This is a genomic window from Halopseudomonas sp., assembly GCF_036961105.1.
Classification (GTDB): Bacteria; Pseudomonadota; Gammaproteobacteria; order Pseudomonadales; family Pseudomonadaceae; genus Halopseudomonas.
The window spans coordinates 1-1,056 of the sequence record NZ_JBALWW010000044.1 but is presented as its reverse complement, the minus strand read 5'-3'; the positions used below and the strand labels follow the sequence as shown (position 1 = coordinate 1,056).

The window sequence follows — 1,056 nt, the reverse complement described above, 5'->3', positions numbered from 1 at the left end:
GGTCAATTACCTCAAGGCCATGCTGGGCGATGAGCGGCACAATGTGGTGTTTGTGGGTTACCAGGCGCGCGGCACCCCGGGGCACGCCATCCAGCAATATGGCCCGCAGCAGGGTCATGTAGAGCTGGACGGCGACCGCTATGACATAAAGGCTGGCGTACATACGCTAGGCGGTTACTCCGCCCATGCTGATCAGAAAGGGTTGCTGGGTTTTATCACCGGTATGCGCCGCTGGCCGGAAGAAGTGCGCCTGGTGCACGGCGATGACGGAGCCAAAGCGACACTGGCTGCCGAGTTGCGGCGTAAAGCAAAGGAGAAAGAGAAGGCGTTGCGCGTAGTCATCCCCGATTGACAGTTCAAACTCAACTGTCGCCTTGCACCCCACGGGGAGGCCGAGTTCCATCTCGGCCAGCTGTAGTACAGCTGACCTCTTTGCCCGCGTTAAGCCTGCTGGCCTCCAAGAGCAATGCAACTGAACGTTTTGGCTATATAACCTCACCTTTCTGCGCCAAGTCCCGTTCCGCGGCCGGGATGGAACCCGGCCATCCCACACTACTGTCCGGGGAAAATATCGAGGAGTTTGCTGAAATGGTTGCGGTGTCTATCTGGAGGGGTTAAAACCCCGAGCGCCAACTCAAATCCAGGGACACCGCAAGATGTTTAGCATAAACCGTCTGCACTCCGTTCTGAAAGCTTTTCCCTCCCGTGTATTCAATGACAAGGTCCAAGAACATCGCTCTGATCGATACAGCAAAGGATTCAAAAGCTGGGATCAGCTGGTTGCGCTGGTATTCGGGCACCTCAGTGGCGCTTCAAGCTTGCGCATGATTGAAGCTGCCTACAACAGTCAGAAGCGTCATCACTATCACCTCAGGACTGGCGAACTGCGTCGTTCCACCCTCGCCGACGCCAACAGAAAACGCTCTAGCGAGCCATTTTCAGCTGCCGCCCAAATATTGATGAGCCAAGTCCATCGCTCTGTCCGTCAAGAGAGCGAAGGTCTTTTGTACCTGCTTGACTCAAGCTCCATTTCATTGAAAGGAAGAGGTTTTGATG

The 1,056-nt window shown here is 55.3% G+C and carries 2 protein-coding genes; both read left to right on the top strand.

The features are described 5' to 3' along the window. Nucleotides 1–352 (top strand): MBL fold metallo-hydrolase RNA specificity domain-containing protein (locus V7756_RS18855; protein WP_335611744.1); only part of this gene is annotated, 352 nt, incomplete at its 5' end. A 304-nt stretch (nt 353–656) separates the two neighbouring features. Continuing rightward, nucleotides 657–1,056, top strand: a 400-nt coding sequence (locus V7756_RS18850; protein ID WP_335611743.1) for a DUF4372 domain-containing protein, incomplete at its 3' end; no start/stop codon positions are given.